Origin of the sequence: Synechococcus sp. MIT S1220 (assembly GCF_047303025.1) — a bacterium.
Lineage (GTDB): Bacteria > Cyanobacteriota > Cyanobacteriia > PCC-6307 > Cyanobiaceae > Parasynechococcus.
Genome location: NZ_CP138939.1, coordinates 1,941,974 through 1,962,903 on the forward strand (window position 1 = coordinate 1,941,974; position 20,930 = coordinate 1,962,903).

A 20,930-nucleotide genomic window follows, 5' to 3' on the forward strand; every position below is an offset into this window, starting at 1 on the left:
AAAAAGAGGGGGTTGATCATGGATCGGAAGGAAGCTTTTGCGGCCGTTGCATTGGCTGCTGTGGCTTGTGATGGCACGTTGGGGCGCGATGAAGCCCATGCGCTTCGCCGTCAGCTGGAGTTTCGTTCGCTGTACAGCGCGTCGAGCGAGGCGGACATGGGAGATCTCTTCGATTTGCTTCTGCGCCGTCTACGTGAACACGGTGTGGATGGGTTGGTGAGTGAAGCTCTGCCTGTATTGACAGGGATTCAGAAGGAATCCGCATTGGCAGTTGCAGCCCAACTGGTCCACGCCGATCGAAAAGTGATGGCTGCTGAAGCGGAGTTTCTCCAGAAGCTGGCCAACCAACTTGATCTTGCCGATGGTCAGGCCCAGGCCATTCTTCGAGCAATCGAGGCTTTGAATCGCGACAGCCTGGACGAGTGAAGGCAAACTGGGGCTCATGTTCTGTGGATTAGCTCTCGATGTTCCTGAACCGCTTCAAACCGATCCTGCTGTCTCTGGTAGCTCTTGGGCTTGCACTGGGTTTGGGTGTTCAGGCTGCAATGGCGATCGCACCGGCCGACTTCTCTGCCCAACGCCCTGAAAATCGCATCGTTGACGAGGCTGACGTTCTGAGTCGCTCCAGTCGTGCGGAACTTGAACGGCGCCTTGAGGACTTCGGTGCTTACCGCCTCGATGCACGATTGGTGACGTTGAGACGGCTTGATTACGGGTTCACGTTGGATGGATTCGGTCGTGATCTGATCGATCAGTGGACTGTTGATGGTGATCCAAGCAACCCTCTGCTGCTTTTGCTGATTGAAACTCAGAACAAACGTGCCGTTGTTGTGGCCGATCCGACGTTGAAGACACAGCTGCCCGATTCGCTTCTGTCCAGCACAGGTCGCACAACGATGGCCATCCCGTTGCGTGAGGGTGAACGGTTTCGTCAGTCCTCCCTCGATGGTCTCAATCGCCTCTCAACCGTGCTGAACGGTGGTGAAGATCCAGGCCCTCCAGAAGACATGGTGCGGCCAACGATCCCCACCAATATTCCGACACAGGAGGAAACCCAGAGCAGTAATGCCACCACATGGATCATCGTTTTGCTCGTGTTGGGAACCATCATTCCGATGGCCACCTGGTGGGTGTTCTCCCGCTGATTGAGCCCACGCCATGAGTCGTCGCAACTGGATTGGATTTTTCGCGGACAGCCAGGCGTTCGACCTCACCAATGAACTGGAACGGGGATATGAAGCGGCGTTGTTGATTCAGAGCCTCGAACTTGAGTTTTACGACGATCGACCGATTCGTCCGGATCTTGAACTCACTGTGCCCCGCTCGGTTCAAGCCACAATCCTGAGGAGGTTTCGAACGGCACTGAAGATCTGCAGATCAGTCAGTGTGATTGTGGAGCCCAATCGCGGCCAACTCGACCCGCAAGAGTTGCGTCAGCTTCAGTTGATTGAAGCTGTGGTCCAGCGTTATTCCCCTGAGCGCATAGCCAATAGCCCAAAGCTCAGTCGGCCTCCTAACCCATTACCCCGTTCCTTGTTGGGGCTGTTCGATTCCGTTCGCAGTCAACTGGACCCAACCTCGGAAGAGACTTTGGTGGCTGGGTTCAGAAGACGTAGGGATTCCACTTTGGTGTCTCTGCGAATCCTGCTTCTACTTATTCTGATCCCTCTTCTTGTTCAACAGATTTCCCATACATATGTCTTTTCACCACTTGTGAATCGACTTTCCCCTGAGCTCACATTTCTGAGTTATCCGCAACCAAACCTTCAGGACAAAGCTGTTCAAAAACTTAGTTTATACAAGCAAGAAATTGAATTTGAGGCCCTCTTGCAGGGAAGCGCACCTCCGACGCAGGAGGAGTTGCGTTCCAAATTAAGCGTCAAGGCGGAAGAGTTAAAGAAGACATCAGAAGATGAGAGCTTGCATGCCGTTAAGAATGTGCTTTCGGACCTTGCAGCATTTTTTGCCTTTGTCTTTGTTTGCCTATTCAGTCGAGATGATTTAAGGGTCCTGCGTGGCTTTATTGACGAAGCTGTTTATGGATTGAGTGATTCGGCTAAGGCATTCGCAATTATTTTATTTACCGATATCTTTGTTGGATACCATAGTCCGGAAGGTTGGACTGTTTTATTGGAGGGAATTGCGCATCACATTGGTATACCAGCACAGCAGGGTTTCATCATGCTGTTTATCGCCACATTTCCTGTGATTCTGGCAACAATATTCAAATACTGGATTTTCCGCTACCTCAATCGTGTGTCGCCTTCTTCGGTGGCCACTCTCAAGGGGATGAATGGCGGAGGTTGATCACAAACCTCTCTGCGGTTCACTCGTACTCGTGAGTGGGCCGAGCCGCAGTGGGAAAAGCCGATGGGCTGAACATCTTGTTCATGGGGATCCCTATGTGACCTATGTCGCCACATTGCCCAACAGGCCTGATGATGTGTCTTGGCAGGAACGGATTGACCAACACCGCCGCCGCCGTCCAGAGCATTGGTGTCTCCTGGAGGCTGATCAAAACCTGACCTCCGCACTGACCAGCATTGAGCGGAAACACTCCGTTCTCCTGGATGCTGTTGGGGGGTTTGTGGCCTCCTGCCTGGATCAACCAACGGGTCAATGGCTCGACACCGCTGACACGTTCATTCACCAACTCCAGGCAATGCCTCAAACCCGTGTGCTGGTGGCTGAGGAGACGGGTTGGGGGGTCGTGCCTGCCACGGCTCTGGGAGGCCTGTTCCGTGATCGTCTTGGTGAACTCACGCAACGCATTCAGTCCATCGCCGATGACAGCTGGCTGGTTGTGCAAGGTCGTGCAATCAATCTTCGGGATCTCGGTCACGCCGTGCCATGAGCTTGCCTTGTCCTGAATCCCCTCTGAGGGTGGCGCTCTATGAGCCGAGGATTCCTCCCAATACGGGCAACATTGCAAGAACCTGCGCTGCTTTTCAGGTTCCACTCGCACTTGTTGAACCCCTCGGTTTCAGCATCGATGATCGTCACTTGCGTCGCGCTGGTCTTGATTACTGGCCTCATGTTCAGCTCTCGACCCATAGCGATTTCAGTGATCTGTGTGGGCAGCTGCCCGCCAGAAGCAGGATCATTGGCTGCAGCCGGTATGGAGGCATAGCGCTTCCCAGCTTTGATTTCCAAGCAGGGGATGTCCTCCTGTTCGGGCGTGAAGACACCGGATTACCAGATCCAGTCCGTGAACGTTGCTCGGAACTGCTCACGATTCCGATGCCGGGGGCTGCAAATGCTTACGGACAGGGAGGGGTCAGAAGCCTCAATCTCTCTGTTGCCTGCGCCATTGCGGTCTTCTCGGCTGGGTCTCGCCTTGGGATGTGGTGATCCCTTGACTGCCCCAGCTCGGCTTGCACCTGAGTGTTCTTGTCGTTACTTTTTGCCCGACTGAATTTGTTGGACTCATTCAGTTCGCACGTCGTGGTCTTTGTATGCAGCCTTCGCTGACCCTGGTTACTGCAGCCACTCCTCTTTTGGTGCTTTCCCTCTGGAGTGCTCTGCCAGGCCAGGCTGATCATCGTCGGCTTCAGATCGCCCAACTTCCTCCGCTTCCAGAGCTTTCCTCCCTCCCTGCCACTAATCCTGAACCTGTCTGGATCAAAGCCAGCGATCGTGTCGCCCTCGCTTCAATCGCACGGCGGCTTGAGTTGCCTGTATCTGATCTTGCTGCGACGAATAAAACAAGTGAGGGACGAGTCTTCAAGCGTGGTGAGTGGATCCAGTTGCTTGTTTCCGACCAGCAGATCGATCTGAATATCGCTGGTTTGGATGCCTCATCACTCCGGGATACAGCGCCTGTCGCACCCTTGCCCCCGCTCGAAGACAACGCCGAATTTCAAGCACAGGACACCCTTCATTCCTTTTTGAAGCGACACGGCATCACCGGTACTGAGCTTCGTGCTTTCAATCCAGGTCTTGATCTCGCGACCATGACGGCTGGACGGGAAGTCCGCATCACAAAGGCGTCCTCCACTCAGAAACTTCTTGCGATCCGCCCTTCCTTCAGTGGCGGTGCCAGCTGGCCCGACACGCTTCAGTTCCCGGGTGCTCCTCAATTGGATCGTCTCACTGACACCTATGTGTGGCCAACCAAAGGTGTGTTCACGTCTGGCTATGGCTGGCGATGGGGTCGCATGCATAAGGGAATCGACATCGCCAACAACACAGGTACTCCGATCCATGCTGCGAGGGATGGAATCGTGAGTTATGCCGGCTGGAGCAGTGGTTATGGTTATTTGGTTGAAATCGCCCACCTCGATGGTGAATCAACTCGTTACGCCCACAACAGTCGACTGCTTGTCAAGAAAGGCCAGCCGATTGCGCAAGGCACTCGTATTTCTCTAATGGGCAGTACTGGACGCAGTACTGGACCACACCTTCATTTTGAGATTCGTCGTTCCGGTGGTGCAGCCGTCAATCCTCTCAGCAAATTGCCTGCCCGAAAAGTCTGAACCCTGGTCGAGCGATCGTCTAAAATTTCGTGGTCTTAAGGCTCGGTAGCTCAGCTGGTTAGAGCGTGGGATTCATAACCCCAAGGTCGGGAGTTCAAGTCTCCCCCGAGCCATTTTTTAATCTGGATGTACAGGTGTCTTCAACACACCGATGACTTTATCTAGCGCATTTCAATGGCATCAAGGCGCTCTCTAAATGTTCTTGGACTCTCCTTGACGGATTCGGTCTGAGTTCTGGTTGTCTGCTCAATCCGCATTGCAGTGACTGGAGGGTTGATCTGTCGTGGGCTGCTAATCCGTGCAGGCCTGCCGGAGCCCGATACTCGAAGTTTTCCAGTCTGAGAATCACGATCCAGAGGCTTTTTGCGGAGATCACCTTTCAGCTGATTCAGGAGCCTGAAGTGACCTGTTGTACTGAACTTTCGCAGCAATGTGGGTTCCCAGTTCATTGTTGTCTTTGGCTGTGGCCAGTTTATGGGGTCGGCTGGTTGAGTATGTGATAAATTGAATTACTCAACTGGAAGTCGGTCCGACTACGTATAAGTCGCGCTCTGATTTCGGTTGATCACTACCGCTTCCTGAACATGCCTGAAAACGGTTGCCTGCGTGTGGGCCAGATGGCTCCCGATTTCACAGCCACTGCCGTGGTCGATCAGGAGTTCAAGGAGATCAGTCTGTCCCAATATCGGGGCAAGTACGTCGTCCTGTTCTTCTATCCGCTGGATTTTACTTTCGTATGCCCAACTGAGATCACTGCATTCAGTGATCGGATGTCAGATTTTTCCAGCAAGAACACGGAAGTTCTGGCGGTTTCCGTTGACAGCAAGTACAGCCACCTCGCCTGGATCCAGACGCCTCGCAATCAGGGCGGCATCGGTGACATCGATTATCCCCTCGTCTCTGACCTGAAGAAGGAGATCTGTGCTGCTTACAACGTCCTGAATGAGGATGGTGAAGCAGATCGTGGATTGTTCATCATCAATCCCCAGGGAATGGTGATGCATATGACGGTCAACAAGGCTCCTGTGGGACGCAACGTTGATGAGACCCTGCGCATTCTTCAGGCTTATCAATATGTTGAGTCGAACCCTGACGAAGTTTGCCCAGCTAACTGGACCCCTGGTGATAAGACCATGAAGGAAGACCCCGTTGGTAGCAAGGAATATTTCTCAGCTATTGGCTAGAACTCTTTAGGAATTAATCCATTTGAGCCCTCGTCCGACGCTTCCGTCGACGAGGGCTTTTTTAATAAATTGGCGATAGCCTCACGTAATGTTGTCCCCATCGTGATATCTCGTCCGTCACTGACAACGATGCGAGCCAGTGAAGGCAAACCGCCTTTTTCTGCCGTCAGATAGACAGGTTCGACATAGAGAAGACTGCGACCAACAGGAACAACCAAAAGGTTCCCTTGAAGAACTTCTGATCCTGCACGATCCCATAAACCAAACAATCGACTGATCTCAGGTTCTTGATTAATCAGGGCCTGAACCTGTTCTGGTCCGAGAATGGCTGTATCCCGTGGAAATTCAATCAGCAGAAGTTCTCCGTAATGATCGCCATCATTACGAGCTGCAAGCCAAGCATTCAGATTGGGTCGTGCCAGTGGTGTTAAAGGTTGAAGCAGTAAAAACTCAGAATCCTCACGACCTTCAACTTGTGCTGTGATGTGATACGGCTTAACAGGAACACGTTCACGTCCATACGTTTCTATTGGAACCTGCCACACATCATCACCACTGTAAAATTTTCTAGGCTCAGTAACGTGATACCTTTGCAATTGGTTGACTTGAACGTTGAAAAGATCCACTGGCACTCTTAAGTGTTCTCGCAAAGCAAACGGCATTGCATCAATTGGCTCAAACATTTGAGGAAAGACTTTGGCCCAGCCTTGAATTAGTGGATCATCGGGTTCACTGATATAGAAGTGTACGCTTCCGTTGTATGCATCCACTACGATTTTGACTGCATTCCGCAGATAACGCTCTGACTCACCCTCCTCAACAACCGAGCTGTAGGGGTAAGACGTTGAATTTGTGTAGCCTTCAACAATCCAAAATTGGCTTTGAGATGGTTCATATCCACGAACATCATCGTTCATTGGCACTGAAACAAGATACGGATCACCTCTAAGATCAAGAAAAGGTGCCAAAGCATGTACTCTCTGCCTCACCTCACGACGCATTAACAATTTGGTTTCTGCTTTGATCGCTGGTGTGGTTAACAACCTCGGCTCAAACAGATAGGTCGCGGCAGCTAGCCTCTGCCAGATCGAACCCACTGGAATTCCCCCTGATCCGTCATAGCGGCTATAAACATTGTCATCACCCTCGGGGTAGTCAAACTCAGCGACTTCTGTTGGGGCAACAATATAGGGCGATCGCAATGTTCCGAAGTACAGTGCGGATCGATCGACAGGAATAGCTGCTTTAACATCCTCTGTGGTGATCCCTAAGGTTTTGTTCCCTTCAATTGTGGTTGCAGAGCCTAGATCGCTGATGAAGTAAGCCGGTAATCCATCAGAGCTGAAAGCATTAACGGGGCTGACTGTGAATCCGTAACCATGGGAAAAGACAAAATGCCGATTTAACCATGATCGTGAACGCCATGGTAGTTCTGATTGATCCATCTCACGTGCAGCCAGGATCACTTGTTGTGACGTGCGTTCGTCTGGACGAAGCGGATATCGATCGACGGCTGCATTGGAAAATTTATAGAAGACCCGCAACTGTTGCAATTGACTATTGCTTTCCAGAAGGGGTTGCGTGTCCCATAGTCGTACATTGAGCAGTGTGCTTGCTCCTTTAAATAGATCATTTCTAGTGATTTCTTGGGATGGATTTTGAGTATTTTTGACAATCTTATCCAACTGAAAGGCGTGCCTTGTCGAGCGAATTGCTTCTTCTATGTAAGGGGTCTGCAGCGTTAATTCTTGAGGCCGAAGCCAAAGCCAGTTGATCAATGGAGTCATGGTGTACTCCAATGTGATCAGAACAGCAATACTGATTGGAATTGCTTTTTTTAAGCCTCTTACTCGCAATCCATAACTACTTGCCAAAAGATAACCTGCGATCGCTAAACACAAATAACTCCAGAATGTTCGAAAGGGCAATGTCAAATGCGTTTGAAGCCAACCCGCACCAGCGAGAACATCATTAGCGGTCCAGAGCAGTTGATGGCGCGATAACCAGATCCATCCTGCGCCCAGAATCAGGATTGTGGCTGACCAACGGCGCAGCTGATTGACATTTTCAGGTCCGAAGCCGTTAACACGCCAATCAGTGAGTGCATTGCGACCCGTCAGGTGCTCCCAAACTGCTGCTGAAAGATTGAAGACAACCAGCAACAAAATCAGTTCGACGGCAAGGCGCAAGGCTGCGAATTGTGCGAGCGCAAAGCTGGAGTCGGAGTGCAGCACTTCATCCCTGAAACCAGACGCAGGGATGTTCATGGCCAAGGCCCAAAGCCCCCAAGCCCTCGCCACGATGACGATCATCGCTAGACCGACGCTGGTGCCAAGCCAGCGCATTGATCTCCGTTGCAGAACCGCCATGGTGCAGAGCAGCCCACAAATAGGGATGACCAGATGCATTCCTGATTCGGGAACGGCGATGGCCTGATGCCAGTGTTCCAAGGCAAAAGGATCACTGATTGCCAAGAACATCAGGCATGCCATCAGCACACAGCTGCCGACCATCGCCGTAAAGCACACCAGCAGGACCACGCTGAAGCGTTTACCGGAAAGCCAAGGATGGCTCTGGGGATTCTCTGCATCGTTCCGACAAAGTTGCTCTCGGCAACGTTGAGCAATCCAAACAGGTAGGAGAGCGATAAACCCGAACAGCAATTGCAGCAGCCACCTGTCCAGAACAACTGCTTCCCATTCGAATTGGCTGAACCACATCCACTCCACCGTCATGCGTGCCGTCAGGTAAATGAGCGGCAGCAGGAAGAGGAGTGCCCGGTTCATGTGAGCCCGGCAAGAGCCATGAACCGGTCGCCCTGCAAGGTTTCCTCCTCGATCAATGCATCGACGAGACGGTCCATTTCATCCCGCCTCGATTGAAGAAGATCCACGGCCTGTTGCAGTGATTGTGAGGCAAGCTGCCGAACCTGTTGATCGATCTCCTGCCCAGTTGTTTCGGCGTAGGCCGGCTTCTGGTTGAACCAGTCGCGTCCAAGAAACACCTCACCACCACCGCCTGATTCCAGTGCGACGGGCCCCAGGGTCGAAAAACCGAATCGGGTCACCATTTCTCTGGCCAGTTGGGCCACCATTTGGAGGTCACCACTTGCACCTTGCGTGACCTCCTCCTTGCCGAACACCACAAGTTCGGCAGCGCGACCACCGAGGGTGACGACGAGTCTGGCCATCAGCATAGCTTTGGTCATCAGGCCTGAATCGAGCACTTCTTCATCGGGCCAGAGGCGCGTAAACCCACCAACACCGCCACTGCGAGGAAGAAGAGTCACCTTGTCCACGCGATCAGCGTCAGGAAGTAGGGCTGCCACAAGGGCGTGACCCACCTCGTGGTAAGCGATCAGTCTTTTTTTGGCACTGTCTTGAAGCGGGGCCGCAGTCAGCCCCATGGTGATGCGTTCAAGAGCAGCCTCGATATGAGAATTTTCGATAGCAACTTTTGATTGACGGGCTGTGAGGATCGCGGCCTCATTGATCAGATTGGATAGATCGGCACCTGAAAACCCAGGGGTGCGTTGGGCCCAATCCTCAAGGTTCACGCTGTCATCGAGAGGTCTTGTGCGTGCATGCACCGACAGAATTTCGCAACGACCGCGACGGTCTGGCAGGCCGACTTCGATGCGACGGTCGAACCGTCCTGGCCTTGTTAGAGCGGCATCCAGCACGTCAACTCTGTTGGTTGCCGCCAGAAGGATGACGCCTGAATTGTCTTCAAATCCATCCATCTCCGTCAGCAACTGATTCAACGTTTGCTCACGTTCATCGTTTCCGCCTCCAATTCCCGCACCGCGTTGGCGCCCTACGGCATCGATTTCGTCAATGAACACAATGCAAGGTGCTTTTTCCTTTGCCTTCTTGAATAGATCTCTGACGCGACTGGCACCGACTCCCACAAATAATTCGACGAATTCAGATGCGGCCATGGAAAAGAATGGAACCCCTGCTTCGCCGGCAATGGCTCGAGCAAGCAGGGTTTTACCGGTACCAGGAGGACCAATCAGCAGAACACCGCGAGGAATCTTGGCTCCGAGGCGGATGAATGACTCCGGTTGCTTCAGGAAGGTAACGATCTCCTGAAGTTCTGTTTTGGCCTGGTTGATCCCGGCAACATCCTCAAAACGGAAATGAAGGTCATCCTGTGGTTTGACCCTTGGCTGGCTGCGTCCAAACCCGAGGGCTCGATTGGCGACCTGTGCCGATCGCCGAACCAGAAATGTCAACCCAACAATGATCAGGAGGATCAACGCGAGGTTGCCAATCATTCCGGCCATCGCCTGTTCCTGGCGGATGTCCTTGGAGGTCAGGGGAATATTCGATTCCTCCGCTGCCCTCAGAATCTGCTGGGGTGTGATGTAGTACGGCACCGTTACGGAACTTCCGTCCTGATACACGGCCTTGACCTCCCTGCGTTGAGGGATCAGCTCAAGTGAACGTATTTTTTCGTCTTCGATCTGTCGAAGAAGCGTTGAATAGCTCGGTGGTTCCTTTCGTTTCTGCATTGGCAGCAAAAACGAAGGAGTTGCCTCGGGTTGGGCGGAAGTGTTCGAACCGTCGGTGCCTGAACTCACAACAACGCTGCTCTGCAGTGAGCCTAGCGATTTGACGCAAGGCCCATTCGGACGAGACAATCAGCGTTTGCAAATGTCGTAGCCGCAATGGCCGTCCCGAAGAAGAAAACCTCCAAGGCCAAGCGCAATCAGCGGCACGCGGTTTGGAAGGCGAAAGCTGCGGATGCAGCAAACCGAGCGATGTCTATCGGCAAATCCGTGCTGAGTGGCCGTGCCCAGGGCTTTGTCTATCCGGTTGCAGAGAGTGAGGACGCTGAATCCTGAATCAGCTCCTGACTTGGAGTTGCCGTAATCGACGCTCCAGGTCAACCGAGATCACAACATCGGCCTGATCGATCCGGAAGCAGTTCGCCGGAATCGATGCTGTGATCATCCGTATGAATCCTTTCAGTTCCTGATCCGGAAGGCCGACGCCCCGATCGGTTTTCTGGGTTTCGTTCTGTTGTCTCTTCCACAGAACGGGAGCATTCAGATCAGGTGCTGCCAGCTGCCAGAGCGTATCGATTGCATTCCAGATCGGTTTGTAATCGTGCAGTCGCGCCTGAACAATTTTTCGGTAATCGCGCTCATCAGTATTCAGTTCAGGATTGAGATGCTCAGAACCCGTGTCCAATGCTGAACCTTCGCTTAGTGGGTTGCAACCAAGGAACCAGCCTTCCAGCACAAGACACTCGGAATCACAGCGCCGCCAGCCACACCGATCTCCTTGACCATTGCGGAGAGTTTTGTCGAACATCGGTAGCTCAACACACTGTCCAGATTTCCAAGCCGCGATTCGATCCTGCATCAACTGGAGATCGTGACTTCCTGGCAGTGCTCTGGGTACAGACCATGGATTTCCCGCCATGGCAGGCTCCATCGCTGCTGCTTCTAGATAAAAGTCGTCGATTGAGACCACCGACAGGGAGATGCCAAAGCGGACAGCAGCAGCCTCCAACCAGTTGCCAAGCGTTGTTTTGCCACAGCCAGGCAGGGCACTTAGTCCGATCAACTGACGTTGTCCCAATGGTTGGGCTTGCGCGGACGAGAGCAGGGGCAAAGCGAGACACCACAGCCAGTCCGCCGCTGTGCCTTCTGCCCACAGATCACGACCGATCTCGGCTGCCCCTAGATCGCTCCAGCCAGTTTTCCAACGATCAAACTCATCGAGTTCCAAATAGTTGAGAAGAGCATCCAGCTCCGCTTTTGAAAGATCAAGGCAACGATCAGGATCCAACCTTGAAAGCCTCCAGCACCACGGAGTAGACGAACCCAACCCGGATGTTGTCCATCACCTGCCAGTGAAGGGGAAGGGGAACACGATCAACACGCGAGCGAAGTCGAACGAACATTTCAAAGAAGGTCACCAGGTAAAGCGCCACAATCGTTCTCACACTGGCTTGACTCAGCAGGTGAACCGTCGTGGTTTCACCAAGAAAGAATCCGGCCAACAAGGCAATCAAAACAGCACTTCGATGGGCCCAGGGACCAGAAATGCCTAGACGGAGGCGTTGCCCGACCCGTGTTTGAACACGTGCCAATCGTGTGTCCTGAACGGATCTCACCTGGTCAACTCTGGAAGCAACAACTTCAGATACTCCAGCGTCACTTTTCTCCCCGGGCAAGGGGGCCCTGACAACAACGCCGCGGGTTGAGACGGTTCGCCGAGATGGTCAAAGGCCGCTGCAGCCTTGGAAAGCAGCGGCTTCAGATCACCGTCCCACGGGGAAGGTGTCAACAGACAACGGATCGAGGCAGCGCAAGCTGCCAGAAGGCCCGCCGCCGAATCCTCAATCGCCAGGACGTTTTCGGGATCGCAGCAGCTCAGTTCTAACGCTCTGAAATATCCGTCAGGGGCGGGTTTTCCCTGGCGGACATCATCGGAGCTCACGATTCCATTGAAGCTTGGACGTTCGGCGCGACCGGCGTCCAGAAGCGCTGAGACCGATGCCTTCCCGCTGGAGGTGACAATCCACTGTTGAATGCCGTTGTCGCGCAGTTCGCGGAGCAGGCGCAGAACGCCTGGTCTCCAGCCGACGTGGCCGTCACGGACCCGCCGCAGGTAATGAAACCGTTTGCGATCTCTGAGCTCCAACAACTTGGATTCAGAGATGGTCAGCCCTAGTTGTGCGGCATGGGTACGGACGCGACGCAGTCCGCCGGGAATCGAAAGGAGCTCTGAATACAGCTTCGGATCCCAGACGATCGGTAGGCCGAGTTCGGCGAAGGCTGCGTTGAATGACGGCCGATGACCGTCCATTTCGGTGTCCGCAAGTGTTCCATCCACATCCCAAAACACGGCCCGAAGCTCCGCCATCGCTGATCAGACAACCGAATCGAGCCACAATGCTTGATTCCACTGTGCAATTGAAGCTTCCGATGCGTGGGCTCCTTGCTTGATCTCACCACCCGCTGGTCCTGGTCCCTGCCGAGGGTGTTGCACCACGATCCTTTGCCTGGGCTCGATCTTGCTCTCCCTTTGCGATGCCTGCTTTCGCGACGCGGGATCGCAACGACTGAGGCTGCGCTAACGCTGCTCGAGCCTGATGACCTTCCGGAGCCAAGTACACAATTTCCTGACCTGACCACCGCTGTCAAACGCGTTTGTCAGGCCTGTCACGAGCGTGAGTCGGTCGCCATCTGCGGGGATTACGACGCCGACGGCATGACCAGCACCGCTTTGCTGTTGCGTGCGCTCACCCCCCTTGGAGCAAACCCCATCGCCGCGATTCCATCCCGGATGGAGGACGGCTATGGCCTCAATCCGGGGATGGTTCAGGACCTCTTTGATCAGGGCATCCGCCTACTGATCACAGTTGACAACGGCGTCGCTGCCTGGGATGCCCTGGAGCTGGCCAAGCAGCTTGGCTTGGAAGTGATCGTCACGGATCACCACTCCATCCCGGATCCACGACCTCCGATGACGGCCCTGTTGCATCCGGCGGAAACGCCGGTGGAATCTCCATTTCGTGGGTTGGCAGGTGTGGGGTTGGCCTATGTGCTGGCACGAGCCGTCGCTGAGCAGCTGGAGCAGCCGGATGCGATTGCTGCAGCGAGAGATTTGTTTTGCATTGGAACCGTTGCCGACATGGCTCCCCTGAGCGGTGCCAATAGGCTCTGGTTACTGGAGGGGCTCCAGCAACTGCATCGAAGTGAGTGCGAAGGTCTGCGCGCACTGCAACGGCTGTCGGGTCTTGGTCAACACCCCTTGCGTGCGGAGGACATCGGTTTTCAACTCGCCCCGCGCATCAATGCCGTCGGCCGGTTGGGAGAGCCTCAACTGATTGTCGATCTGCTCACGGTTCAGGATTCGGAGGAAGCGATGCTTCTGGCGCGGCGTTGTGATGATTTCAATCGCCAGAGGCGTGATCTCTGCGATGCCATCGAGGCCGAAGCAATCGCGCTTGTTGAAGCGGATGAACAGGCATTGCCACCCTTCTTACTGCTGGCCCAGGGGCACTGGCATCACGGTGTGATCGGGATTGTTGCCGCAAGGCTTGTCGAGAAGTATCACCGACCCACAGCACTGCTCGCCGGCGAGGGCAATGGACGGATGCGTGCCTCGGTTCGCGCTCCCAACGGCTTTGCAGTTGATACTGCCCTTAAGCAGTGTGGGGATCTGCTCGATCGTTATGGGGGCCACCCTGCAGCGGGCGGGTTCACCGTCGATGCACCACAGGTGCATCGGTTGCATGAACGGTTGAACACCCTCGCGCTCTCATGGCTGTCGCAACAGGGTGACGGCATTCCTGTGCAGCCTGAAGTCTTGATCCGATTAAGCGATGTCAACTGGGACTTCTGGCATGATCTCGCTCGTCTTGAGCCCTTCGGTGCTGGCCACGCACAACCGTTGTTCTGGTGTCGGGATTGTCAAATTGTTGAATCCAGGCTCCTGAAGGGTCGGCACCTTTCCATCACCCTTCTGCAGGATGCGGAACAACGGCGTGCCATCGCATGGCGATGGCCGATGCATCAACCGGTGCCAGAACGCTGTGATGTCGCCTTTCAGATCGGGATGAACCGCTGGCAGGGAGAGAATCGTCTTCAGCTGGATGTGAAGGCGCTGCGTCAGCACAGCAGCAGTGTGGCGCTGCAGAGGGGACAGCAAAGTTATGTGGCCCAACGACTTGGCCCATCAGGGCTGAAGCTACGAAATGGCGACGGAGACGAACTCGAAGCGCAGCTGATGAACAACGGGCAATTGATCTGCAGCGACACGAAGGCGAACCATCCCCAGGTCAGACAGCTGCTGGAAGAAGCCTGTCTGGGGCTGGGCCTGCGTTCCTGACGATGGGTTCAGAGAGCTCCGCGCCGATAGAAAAGAATGAAAATGACAGCTGGACCAGCGATGGTGATCAGCGCCAGGGCGGCGAAATTGGCGATCAGATGGATGTCGAAGCCCATGGAAGTACGGCGCTCTCAGAAGGAGAATGGACCTACAGGCTACGGGGCTCTGATCCCTTCATGAACCATGCTCCTCAACCAATGTGACCGCTTGTTACAGCACCCGTGATGAATCATGCCCAGCAACACTGGCATTGCATCAGCCATTGCGGTGCCTGCTGTCGTTTATGTCCTGAAGAACGGCAGGAAGCCCTGCAGGCCCTGACTGACATTCAGCGGGCAAGATATCTATCAATGGTGGGTGAGGATGGTTGGTGCATCCATTACGACAGCGGCGGACGTCGTTGCCGGATCTATGAGGACCGGCCTGAGTTCTGCGATGTGAGTCAGCTCGGTGCTCTCTTTGCGGTGCCTGATTCCGAGCTTGATGCCTTTGCGATCAGCTGTTGCCGCCAGCAAATCCGCTCCCTTTATGGCGGTCGCAGCCTCGTGATGCGTAGGTTCAACCGTGCCCAGCGCCCTCCGTCGTGACGTCCACCGGTGCCGAAGAACGACCGGCCTTCACAGCCGTTCTGTTCAGCACGTTCACCACTGTTTTCGTTGCCGAACTGGGTGACAAGACCCAATTGGCCACTCTTCTCCTTTCGGCTCAGTCAGGTACTCCATGGCTCGTCTTCCTTGGCGCGGCAACCGCACTGATCGCATCAAGCCTTGTGGGCGTCCTTGTTGGACGCTGGCTGGCCAAGGTGCTTCCACCTGAACGCCTAGAGACCATGGCCGGCGTGCTGATGATCGGGCTGGGAATCTGGCTAGGGCTCCAGGCTGGTCGTTCGCTGCTGATCTCATCCACGGCAGCTTGAGGCATGGATTTCGCTCTTCTTCTCTCCACATTCGTCACCGTTTTCCTCGCCGAACTGGGTGATAAAACACAACTGGCCACTGTGGCCCTGAGTGGAACATCCGACCGACCCTTCGCCGTGTTTCTGGGATCGTCCTCAGCGCTGGTGCTCGCCAGCTTGATCGGGGCTCTTGCGGGTGGTTCGATGTCCACGGTCATCCCCTCAGATTTCCTGCAACTGGCTGCTTCCGTCGGATTTCTGATCATTGGTGCACGACTGCTGAGGCCTCTTTGGAGCACCAGGGAGGAATCGTCAGAATCCGACTGACTGCGCACTCCTAAAGTTTCAGAAGGAACGGAGTTCTCTACAGGTCCGCGGCATTGGTTCCGGATGCCTTCGTTCTCGGTTTCCCCCGATCTTGAAGATCGATTCCGCCCTCTACTCAAATGAAATTTACGGTTGCCGACCTGTTGGATCAGCTGTCCATCGATGCACCGACGAGCACAGCAACGCTGGCCAAAACGCTGAAACTTTCCAACAACAATGAAAAACAGACCCTTGATCTAGCCCTCAACGCATTGCAACGGCTTGGGGTCATCGACCATCAGGAAGACGACGGAATCAGGCTTGGTGGTCATCCCGACCTGATCGAAGCGCGTTTGCGATGCAGCAGCAAAGGGTTCTGTTTCGCTATCCGGGATGACGGCGGAGATGACATCTACATCCGCGACCATCAGTTGAATCACGCCTGGAACGGAGATCGTGTTCTTGTGCGGATCACCCGGGATGGTGGGCGGCGCCGTTCACCTGAAGGTGGCGTTCAATGCATTCTTGAGCGCTCCACTACAACCCTGATTGGACAGGTGGAACGACAGGACAATCAACTCTTGGCAATCCCACTCGATGATCGGTTGCTGACCACGATTCGGTTACCGGATCAAGATGCGGAACATCTCCCTGAGGACCCGCCCACATCCCTGGTGGAGGTCCGGGTCGACCGTTATCCGGTGGCGCAGTATGCCGCGGAGGGCCATGTGGCGCGTCCACTGCCTCTCAATGGTGGTGCAGCAGCTGATCGGGATCTGCTGCTGACCAAAGCAGGTCTGCATGACCGACCAGCTGCCCCAAGATCATCAGGTAAGGCACCCTCAGCCAAGGGACGGGTCAATCTCACATCGCAGCCCGCATTGATCCTGCGCAGCTGGTCGGTCATGGATGCCCCCGAATTGCCAGCGATCCACGTTGAAGCGCATGCGGGTGGGAGTCGATTGTGGGTTCATGCTCCAGCGGTCTCTGAACGCATCGGCGCTGGTAACAGTCTTGACCTCTGGCTCCGTGATCGTGGTGAAGCGATTTGTCTTGGTGAAACCTGGCAGCCTTTGCTGAGCGCCTCTGTCAACAAGGCATCCCGTTTTGGTGTTGGCAATTCTTCGGATGCCGTCAGCGTCCGGATGGATATCTCCGCTGAGGGAGACCTGACGGACTGGGAGTTCATGCTGAGCACGATTCAGCCGGCCGCTTCCATCCAACCGGATCACCTCAAGGCTGTTGCTCAACGCAAGCCGAAAGCCCGCACCGTTCCCGCTGTTCTCAAACCGATCAAGGATCAGCTCAGTCAGATCGAGACGGTTCTGTTTTGTGCCCGTTGTCTGACTGAGGGTGAGAAGCGCCGTGGTGCCATTCAGCTCAACCTGAAACCACCCGCCCTGGATGCATTGGGAGATTTGGTCTGGTCCGACCCTTCCGGGCTCCGGCATCGCTGGCTGGATGAGCTTGACGTCGCAGATCCACAGTCAATTCTCCAACCACTCCTGCGAGCCGCCCATCGAGCCTGGGGCCTCCATGCAACATCACTGGATTTACCCGCAATTCAACTTTTGCGAGGGCAACCGGATGATTCGGTTCTCACGGATGTGGCTAAAACAGCCGTTGCCCTCGACCTTCCCCTTGAACTGGATGACGACGGAAGTCCATCCGCAATTGAACTGCTGGACGTGATCGCCAAGGCTGATCATCGACGCGTTCTCGAACAACAGCTCAGTCATGCTTTCCCTGACAACTCTTTCGTCTCCGTTTCAGAGAAAGTTGCGGTTTCCGAGGATTCAGACAACGCCCCTGAGCCTCAGGAAGCAACGGAAGCAGTGTTAACAACAGCATCACAAACTCCCCTTACACCTTGGACTTGCGCTGCCCTTCGCTATGTCGATCTGATCAATCAACAGGTGCTTGTCTCACTACTGCAGGATGGCAAGGATCGTCCCACGGTGCGCCATAAGAACCGGTTGGCTCTCGGTCAGCATGGCTGTGCTGACAATCTGACTTGGCCATTGTTCACAGCCAGCCAGGAGGACAAGCTTCGGAGCGTCTGCACCGATCGTTTTGTTCAACGTCTCAATAGTCGTCGTCGTCAGGGGCAGGAACTGGAGCGCGATCTGATTGCGATGGTGAAGGCTCGCTCGGCTGAACCTCTCGTCAACAGTGAAGTCATGGGTCAGATCAGCGGTGTGCAGAGCTATGGCTTTTTCGTGGAGGTTGGTGACACCTCTGTGGAAGGTCTGGTTCATGTCAGTTCTCTCAACGACGACTGGTACGAATATCGATCGCGCCAGAATCGACTGGTCGGTCGAAAGAACCGCAGGACTTACCAATTGGGTGACGCGGTTCGGGTCAAGGTGATCAAGGTCGACGTGCTGCGCAATCAGATCGATCTCGAGGTTCTGCCAGATCTGACGTCTACTGATGCTGCCGGCGCCGACGGCCATGCACCAATCACCGTCATGCTCAGCGATTCGATCTAATGCGCCCCTATGTCCTGGGGGTTACTGGAGCTTCCGCTCAGCCACTCGCGGAGCGTGCTCTTCAATTGCTTCTCAATCGTGGTCGCACGGTTCACCTTGTTTTGAGTCGTGGCGCCCATGAAGTGTTCCGGGCTGAGCAGGGGCTTCGCATCCCTGTCGATCCCCTAACCCAGCAGATGTTTTGGAGGGAGCATCTTGGAGTAACACACGGAGAGTTGATCTGCCATCGCTGGAATGACCAGAGCGCCTGTATCGCCAGTGGCAGTTTTCGTTCCAAGGCAATGGTGATCGTGCCCTGCAGCATGGGAACGGTCGGTCGCATCAATGCTGGCCTTGCATCGGATCTAATCGAGCGCAGCGCCGATGTTCACCTCAAGGAGGGAAGGCCCCTACTCATCGTGCCCAGGGAGATGCCCTTCAGCCTGATTCACCTACGGAATCTCACTGCGCTGGCCGAGGCGGGGGCGTCGATCGCCGCACCGATTCCAGCCTGGTACACCCAACCCAAATCCCTCGATGAGATGGTGACCTTCATGGTGGTTCGGATCTTTGACGGCCTTGAAGAGGATCTGGCTCCGTTGGACCGTTGGACAGGTCCGCTCCTATGACGCTGCGTCAACTCTTACTAATCCCTTGCCTGGCACCAGTTCTTGCCGTGTTGATCCTCTCTGGGATCAACCCGGGACGATCGATTTCGATTCAGATTTTGATCTGGAAATCACCATTGTTGCCCCTGGGCGTCTGGACTGCGCTTGCCGTCTCCGCGGGAGCCTCGATCGGTGCGGGTACATCACTTCTCTTAGCCCCATCCGGCAAGTCGCTCCGACGCACACTCCGCCAACCCGTCGATTCAACGCCTGAAACCGATACCCCGCTCCCTCAACAATCGGATCCAAATCTTTTGCAGCGTGATATCAGGGATCCGGCTCCCACCGTTGCAGTCCCTTTTCGGATCATTCACCAACCCCGTGCCACTGCGTCGCGGCATCCATCCAGATCATCGGCCAGCTCGTCCGAACAAGTACGGCAGCCCGGGACTGAAAGCGATGACTGGGGGAATGACATCGATCAGGATTGGTGAATATGTGCTGGATCTGCGTACAGTTTGGGCAGAAAGCTAAAGCCAGTGAGCGAACCCCCTGCAGAGGTGTCGAAAGACCCCAAGCCTCAGGCAGAGGCGGAGCCAAAACCGAAGCCCAAGGCGAAACCCAAACCCCCCAAGCCTGAGGACAAACCCTTTGATCAATTCATGGCTGAAGAGTTTCTGCCGAGCATTGCCAAGGAGTTCAAGGGGCATGGATTAACAGCAGACCGTCTCGAGCTCTTGCAAGGTGAGCGGCCCGTAGTCGGAGGGCCATGCCCGATGGTGGTGGGAGAGCTGCCTGGCGGGCGACGCTTTTGGCTTTGTTTTGCCAAAGATGACATCGCCAGCGGCAAAACCATCACCCTTGCCGATCCAGGCAGTGAACCCACCCTGTTGGAATCGTTTCTGATCGATGAAAAGCGGATATCGCTTGCCTTGCTGGTCTCGCGCCTAATGCAACGATTAAACGGTCAGAAGTGGCTGGGGGGCAACTAAAGCCATCAAAACTCGAGGTGTCAGTCCTACATTAGTTGGCACCGTGAAACCGGAGCTGATGGTCCCTCCCACCGCCGTGGCCAATCAGACAGCAGGAAATGCTGTTTCCATCAAGGATCCCGTCAAGGACACGATCCTCACACCACGCTTCTACACGACCGATTTCGACGCCATGGCTGCCATGGATCTTCGTCCGAATGAGGCAGAACTGGAAGCCATCTGTGAAGAATTTCGTAAGGATTACAACCGTCACCATTTCGTCCGCAACGAGGAGTTTGACGGTGCTGCCGATAAGTTAGATCCCGAGACACGCAGGGTTTTCGTCGAATTCCTTGAGCAAAGCTGCACGTCGGAATTTTCTGGATTTCTGCTTTACAAGGAGTTGAGTCGAAGGATCAAACAAAAAAATCCTCTTCTTGCAGAGTGTTTTGCACATATGGCACGTGATGAAGCGCGCCATGCAGGATTTCTCAACAAGTCGATGAGCGACTTTGGAGTTCAGCTTGATCTGGGCTTTCTGACAGCCAATAAAAAATATACTTTCTTCAAGCCTAAATTCATCTTTTATGCCACATACCTTTCAGAAAAAATTGGTTACTGGCGTTATATAGCCATTTATCGTCATCTTGAGCAAAATCCAGACAGCAAGATATTTCCGATCTTCAATTTCTTCGAAAATTGGTGCCAAGACGAAAATCGTCATGGTGATTTCTTTGATGCTCTGATGAAGGCTCAGCCCAGCACAGTTCGCGGGCCCATTGCCAAATTGTGGTGTCGGTTCTTCCTGCTCGCTGTGTTCGCCACTATGTATGTGCGCGATGTGGCACGCAAGGAGTTCTACGAGTCATTGGGACTCGACGCTCGGACCTACGACCGGATGGTCATTGACAAGACAAACGAAACATCAGCCCGAGTTTTTCCGGTTGTTCTTGATGTTCGTAACGACAAGTTCTGGGACCGTTTGGAACGACTTGTCAGCAACAACGCTGCCCTCAGTGAGACCGATGCGAGTAACGCACCAGCCCCTATAAAGCTTGTTCGCAAACTTCCACATTGGCTTGGGAATGTTTCCATCATGGCCAAACTCTTTTTCATGGCTCCAATACCAAGCGACAAGTTTCAACCCGCTGTCCGCTGAGACGGATTT

Annotated in this window: 23 protein-coding genes and 1 tRNA gene; 18 read left to right on the forward strand and 6 right to left on the reverse strand. The window is 54.4% G+C overall.

Annotated elements, in window-relative coordinates:
* Nucleotides 1-18 precede the first annotated feature (18 nt).
* The 8 genes from SIB64_RS09920 (at nucleotide 19) to SIB64_RS09955 (ending at nucleotide 5,659) form a co-directional block, all read left to right on the forward strand.
* Nucleotides 19-426 (forward strand): tellurite resistance TerB family protein, encoded by a 408-nt coding sequence (locus tag SIB64_RS09920; RefSeq protein WP_413440060.1) that lies wholly within the window; start codon nucleotides 19-21, stop codon nucleotides 424-426.
* Nucleotides 427-464: 38 nt separating this feature from the next.
* Complete coding sequence (gene psb32, locus SIB64_RS09925; protein WP_413440061.1) at nucleotides 465-1,145, forward strand: photosystem II repair protein Psb32; 681 nt, start codon at nucleotides 465-467, stop codon at nucleotides 1,143-1,145.
* A 13-nt stretch (nucleotides 1,146-1,158) separates the two neighbouring features.
* Entirely contained in the window at nucleotides 1,159-2,307 is a 1,149-nt protein-coding gene (gene pxcA, locus SIB64_RS09930; RefSeq protein WP_413440062.1) for a proton extrusion protein PcxA, read from the forward strand.
* Nucleotides 2,294-2,854, forward strand: a complete 561-nt coding sequence (gene cobU, locus SIB64_RS09935) for a bifunctional adenosylcobinamide kinase/adenosylcobinamide-phosphate guanylyltransferase (RefSeq protein WP_413440063.1) — start codon at nucleotides 2,294-2,296, stop codon at nucleotides 2,852-2,854. Before pxcA ends, cobU begins: the two co-directional genes overlap by 14 nt.
* Nucleotides 2,851-3,351, forward strand: a complete 501-nt coding sequence (locus tag SIB64_RS09940) for a tRNA (cytidine(34)-2'-O)-methyltransferase (RefSeq protein ID WP_413440064.1) — start codon at nucleotides 2,851-2,853, stop codon at nucleotides 3,349-3,351. Before cobU ends, SIB64_RS09940 begins: the two co-directional genes overlap by 4 nt.
* 104 nt (nucleotides 3,352-3,455) lie before the next feature.
* Nucleotides 3,456-4,475: a M23 family metallopeptidase gene (locus SIB64_RS09945; RefSeq protein WP_413440065.1), complete on the forward strand. Its 1,020-nt coding sequence runs from the start codon at nucleotides 3,456-3,458 to the stop codon at nucleotides 4,473-4,475.
* A 39-nt stretch (nucleotides 4,476-4,514) separates the two neighbouring features.
* Nucleotides 4,515-4,588: transfer RNA gene (locus tag SIB64_RS09950), tRNA-Met, on the forward strand.
* Nucleotides 4,589-5,059: 471 nt separating this feature from the next.
* Nucleotides 5,060-5,659 (forward strand): peroxiredoxin, encoded by a 600-nt coding sequence (locus SIB64_RS09955; protein WP_413440066.1) that lies wholly within the window; start codon nucleotides 5,060-5,062, stop codon nucleotides 5,657-5,659.
* Here SIB64_RS09955 and SIB64_RS09960 read toward each other — a convergent pair.
* A complete protein-coding gene (locus SIB64_RS09960; RefSeq protein ID WP_413440067.1) occupies nucleotides 5,656-8,445 on the reverse strand; it encodes a UPF0182 family protein in 2,790 nt (929 codons plus the stop codon). The genes SIB64_RS09955 and SIB64_RS09960 overlap by 4 nt on opposite strands.
* Nucleotides 8,442-10,175 (reverse strand): ATP-dependent zinc metalloprotease FtsH, encoded by a 1,734-nt coding sequence (gene ftsH / locus SIB64_RS09965; RefSeq protein WP_413440068.1) that lies wholly within the window; start codon nucleotides 10,173-10,175, stop codon nucleotides 8,442-8,444. Before ftsH ends, SIB64_RS09960 begins: the two co-directional genes overlap by 4 nt.
* Before the next feature lie 156 nt (nucleotides 10,176-10,331).
* Between ftsH and rpmF the strand changes: the two genes are divergently transcribed.
* A complete protein-coding gene (gene rpmF / locus SIB64_RS09970; RefSeq protein ID WP_413440069.1) occupies nucleotides 10,332-10,508 on the forward strand; it encodes a 50S ribosomal protein L32 in 177 nt (58 codons plus the stop codon).
* Nucleotide 10,509: 1 nt separating this feature from the next.
* On the opposite strand, the gene SIB64_RS09975 is transcribed toward rpmF, so the two are convergent.
* The 3 genes from SIB64_RS09975 to SIB64_RS09985 are packed head-to-tail and all read right to left on the reverse strand — an operon-like array spanning nucleotide 10,510 to nucleotide 12,540.
* A complete protein-coding gene (locus tag SIB64_RS09975; protein ID WP_413440070.1) occupies nucleotides 10,510-11,460 on the reverse strand; it encodes a phosphoribulokinase in 951 nt (316 codons plus the stop codon).
* Entirely contained in the window at nucleotides 11,450-11,788 is a 339-nt protein-coding gene (locus tag SIB64_RS09980) for a DUF565 domain-containing protein (RefSeq protein ID WP_413440071.1), read from the reverse strand. The genes SIB64_RS09975 and SIB64_RS09980 overlap by 11 nt, the downstream gene beginning before the upstream one ends.
* Nucleotides 11,785-12,540, reverse strand: a complete 756-nt coding sequence (locus SIB64_RS09985) for an HAD-IA family hydrolase (protein ID WP_413440072.1) — start codon at nucleotides 12,538-12,540, stop codon at nucleotides 11,785-11,787. The genes SIB64_RS09980 and SIB64_RS09985 overlap by 4 nt, the downstream gene beginning before the upstream one ends.
* 75 nt (nucleotides 12,541-12,615) lie before the next feature.
* Between SIB64_RS09985 and recJ the strand changes: the two genes are divergently transcribed.
* Complete coding sequence (recJ, locus tag SIB64_RS09990) at nucleotides 12,616-14,511, forward strand: single-stranded-DNA-specific exonuclease RecJ (protein ID WP_413442978.1); 1,896 nt, start codon at nucleotides 12,616-12,618, stop codon at nucleotides 14,509-14,511.
* Nucleotides 14,512-14,519: 8 nt separating this feature from the next.
* Here recJ and psb30 read toward each other — a convergent pair whose 3' ends face one another.
* Nucleotides 14,520-14,627, reverse strand: coding sequence for a photosystem II reaction center protein Ycf12/Psb30 (gene psb30 / locus SIB64_RS09995; protein ID WP_115023138.1), 108 nt, complete (start codon nucleotides 14,625-14,627; stop codon nucleotides 14,520-14,522).
* Nucleotides 14,628-14,735: 108 nt separating this feature from the next.
* Here psb30 and SIB64_RS10000 point away from each other — a divergent pair, with 108 nt between their 5' ends.
* The 8 genes from SIB64_RS10000 (at nucleotide 14,736) to acsF (ending at nucleotide 20,921) form a co-directional block, all read left to right on the forward strand.
* Nucleotides 14,736-15,098, forward strand: coding sequence for a YkgJ family cysteine cluster protein (locus SIB64_RS10000; protein ID WP_413440073.1), 363 nt, complete (start codon nucleotides 14,736-14,738; stop codon nucleotides 15,096-15,098).
* The gene (locus SIB64_RS10005) at nucleotides 15,095-15,427 is read left to right on the forward strand and encodes a TMEM165/GDT1 family protein (RefSeq protein ID WP_413440074.1); all 333 of its coding nucleotides are present in this window, start codon (nucleotides 15,095-15,097) and stop codon (nucleotides 15,425-15,427) included. The genes SIB64_RS10000 and SIB64_RS10005 overlap by 4 nt, the downstream gene beginning before the upstream one ends.
* Nucleotides 15,428-15,430: 3 nt before the next feature.
* Nucleotides 15,431-15,733, forward strand: coding sequence for a TMEM165/GDT1 family protein (locus SIB64_RS10010; RefSeq protein ID WP_413440075.1), 303 nt, complete (start codon nucleotides 15,431-15,433; stop codon nucleotides 15,731-15,733).
* 119 nt (nucleotides 15,734-15,852) lie between these two features.
* Nucleotides 15,853-18,204, forward strand: coding sequence for an RNB domain-containing ribonuclease (locus SIB64_RS10015; RefSeq protein ID WP_413440076.1), 2,352 nt, complete (start codon nucleotides 15,853-15,855; stop codon nucleotides 18,202-18,204).
* Complete coding sequence (locus SIB64_RS10020; RefSeq protein ID WP_413440077.1) at nucleotides 18,204-18,812, forward strand: flavin prenyltransferase UbiX; 609 nt, start codon at nucleotides 18,204-18,206, stop codon at nucleotides 18,810-18,812. The genes SIB64_RS10015 and SIB64_RS10020 overlap by 1 nt, the downstream gene beginning before the upstream one ends.
* Complete coding sequence (locus SIB64_RS10025; protein WP_413440078.1) at nucleotides 18,809-19,285, forward strand: hypothetical protein; 477 nt, start codon at nucleotides 18,809-18,811, stop codon at nucleotides 19,283-19,285. Before SIB64_RS10020 ends, SIB64_RS10025 begins: the two co-directional genes overlap by 4 nt.
* Nucleotides 19,286-19,330: 45 nt before the next feature.
* The gene (locus SIB64_RS10030; RefSeq protein WP_413440079.1) at nucleotides 19,331-19,783 is read left to right on the forward strand and encodes a DUF2996 domain-containing protein; all 453 of its coding nucleotides are present in this window, start codon (nucleotides 19,331-19,333) and stop codon (nucleotides 19,781-19,783) included.
* A 58-nt stretch (nucleotides 19,784-19,841) separates the two neighbouring features.
* Nucleotides 19,842-20,921 (forward strand): magnesium-protoporphyrin IX monomethyl ester (oxidative) cyclase, encoded by a 1,080-nt coding sequence (gene acsF, locus SIB64_RS10035; protein ID WP_413440080.1) that lies wholly within the window; start codon nucleotides 19,842-19,844, stop codon nucleotides 20,919-20,921.
* The last annotated feature ends 9 nt before the right edge of the window (nucleotides 20,922-20,930 follow it).